This window comes from Thalassobacter sp. (assembly GCF_982993085.1).
The window spans coordinates 1-2,293 of sequence record NZ_CEZFMW010000171.1; the positions used below are offsets into that span (position 1 = coordinate 1).

Below are 2,293 nucleotides of genomic sequence, written 5' to 3' on the forward strand. Positions count from 1 at the left end.
GGCTTTGAGCGTGAGATGACGCGGCGTTTGGGCTATTTTTCCCAATTGCGCGCCAAGCGGGGTGGTTGACTTCTAACCTTGTGAGGCGCAAAGCCCCCTCATGAATTCCTTACCTTATGTCGCTCTACCTTATGTTGCCTTGGGCGGCGCAATCGGCGCATCGCTTCGGTATCTTGCGGCCTTTTGGATCCATCGCATGTGGTCCGAGGGATTTCCTGTGGCGATCCTATCGGTCAATGTTGTTGGCTCGTTCTTGATGGGGCTGTGTGTCGTGGTCATGACAAAGCACGACCTTGGGCAATGGGCGCCGTTCTTGATGGCAGGTGTGCTAGGGGGCTTTACGACGTTTTCGGCCTTTTCGCTCGAAGCCTATACTATGTTTGAAAAAGGCGAGATCGGCGCGGCGGGACTGTATGTTCTGTTGTCGGTGACGGTCTCGATCGCTGGGCTTGCGCTTGGCGTGGCAGTGGCTCGGGGAGCAGTGGCATGAGCGGTGTACAACATATCACAGTCGGTGATGAGGATGGTGATCAGCGGTTGGACCGTTGGCTGCGCCGCATTTTCCCGCAGGTCAGCCAAGGCCAGATCGAAAAGATGTGCCGCAAGGGTGATCTACGTGTGGACAAGGGCCGGGTAAAAGCCAACACGCGCCTCGATGTTGGGCAAGTCGTGCGGATACCGCCGCTGCCTGATGCGCCCGCGCCGCAGTACACCCGTCAGGTCAGTCGCGCCGATGCGGAGATGATCCAGTCGTGCGTGATTTACCGCGATGCAGATGTGATTGTTTTGAACAAGCCCAGTGGGCTTGCGGTGCAGGGCGGCTCTGGTCAGGCGCGGCATGTTGATGGCTTGGCCTCGGCGTTGATGTATGAACGCGACGAACCCCCGCGGTTGGTTCACCGGTTGGATAAAGACACCTCGGGTGTGTTGGTGCTGGCGCGGACGCGCCCCGCAGCCGCTGCACTTACGGCCAGCTTTCGCCACCGTGAAACACGCAAAATCTATTGGGCAGCGGTTGCCGGATCCCCCTTGCCGCGCAAGGGCACAATCAAATTTGGCCTTGTAAAGGCTGGGGGCCGTGGCGCCGCTGGTGAAGGGGAAAAGATGCACTGCGTCCACCCCCGTGCGATTGCCGAAACCGAAGGTGCCAAACGCGCACATACCGACTACGCAGTGCTGGAAACCGCGGGTGGGCGGATGTCATGGGCGGCACTTGTGCCGATTACGGGCCGTACCCATCAGTTGCGCGCTCACATGGCCGAGATCGGGCACCCGATTCTTGGGGATGGCAAATATGGTGGCTCCGGACAGGAAAACCTTGGCGATGGTTGGGGTGCTGGAATCGGCGGGGATGTTTCGCGGGGCCTGCACCTACACGCTCGTTCACTTGTGATAGAACACCCAACCTCCAAAGCGCAGCTTTCGCTGACGGCACCACTGTCATCGCATATGCAAGATACGTGGGACCTGATGGGGTGGTCCCCGGCGGATGTGCCCAACGATCCGTTTTATGGCGACGACGATGGCTGACCGGGGTCGGTTGATCGTCTTTGATATCGACGGGACACTGCTGGACAGTTACGCGCAGATCATGGCGGCGATGGAATTTGCGTTTCACGCAGCCAATCTGCCCAGCCCAGCCCCGGAAAAGGTGCGCAATGGGATCGGCCTTGCGGTTGAGGACATGATCCACGGGATCAAGCCGGGCCTTTCCGCGCAAAAGGTCGATCAAATCGCCCAAAGCTACCGGGGTGAGTTTCGCGCCAGTGCGCTGCGGACCTCACGCGGGGAAGCGTCGGACTTGTTCGATGGCGCATTTGATCTGCTCAAGGTGCTTGCCGCACAAAAGACGACCCTTTTGGGCATCGCATCCGGCAAGTCCCGCCGTGGGTATGATCGTATGGTTGCTGCCTTGGGTTTGGAGGACATGTTTCACACCCAGCAGTTATCGGACGATCATCCGTCCAAGCCCCATCCCTCGATGCTTTTGACGGCGATGGCCGAGGCGGGTGTGACACCCGAGCAGACCGTGATGGTGGGAGACACCAGCTACGACATGCAGATGGCAAAATCGGCAAACGTGCGCGGTATTGGCGTAAAATGGGGCTATCACATGCCCGAGGTTCTGCGTGACGCAGGCGCACAGTGTATCGCATCAGATTTTGACGAACTTCGCACCCTGTTGGACGCGTAGTCCAGCAAGACAGTTCAGCCGGTGAAGGTCGCCGGTACGAGAGACAGACAAGAGAGGGCAGGCCATGACGGAATGGGCAGCAAAACGGTTCTGGAAAAC

3 protein-coding genes are annotated in these 2,293 nt (G+C 59.0%); all 3 read left to right on the forward strand.

The window, feature by feature from the left end:
• Positions 1–100: 100 nt before the first annotated feature.
• The 3 genes from crcB to AC4GMC_RS17160 are packed head-to-tail and all read left to right on the forward strand — an operon-like array spanning position 101 to position 2,194.
• Positions 101–490 (forward strand): fluoride efflux transporter CrcB, encoded by a 390-nt coding sequence (gene crcB, locus AC4GMC_RS17150; protein WP_487879051.1) that lies wholly within the window; start codon positions 101–103, stop codon positions 488–490.
• The gene (locus tag AC4GMC_RS17155; RefSeq protein WP_038008593.1) at positions 487–1,530 is read left to right on the forward strand and encodes an RluA family pseudouridine synthase; all 1,044 of its coding nucleotides are present in this window, start codon (positions 487–489) and stop codon (positions 1,528–1,530) included. Before crcB ends, AC4GMC_RS17155 begins: the two co-directional genes overlap by 4 nt.
• A complete protein-coding gene (locus tag AC4GMC_RS17160) occupies positions 1,523–2,194 on the forward strand; it encodes an HAD-IA family hydrolase (RefSeq protein ID WP_487879050.1) in 672 nt (223 codons plus the stop codon). Before AC4GMC_RS17155 ends, AC4GMC_RS17160 begins: the two co-directional genes overlap by 8 nt.
• The last annotated feature ends 99 nt before the right edge of the window (positions 2,195–2,293 follow it).

Bases quoted from the DNA above. Each gene is read 5' to 3' on its own strand.
- AC4GMC_RS17155 (WP_038008593.1), top strand. From the start codon at position 487: ATGAGCGGTGTACAACATATCACAGTCGGTGATGAGGATGGTGATCAG.
- crcB (WP_487879051.1), top strand. From the start codon at position 101: ATGAATTCCTTACCTTATGTCGCTCTACCTTATGTTGCCTTGGGCGGC.
- AC4GMC_RS17160 (WP_487879050.1), top strand. From the start codon at position 1,523: ATGGCTGACCGGGGTCGGTTGATCGTCTTTGATATCGACGGGACACTG.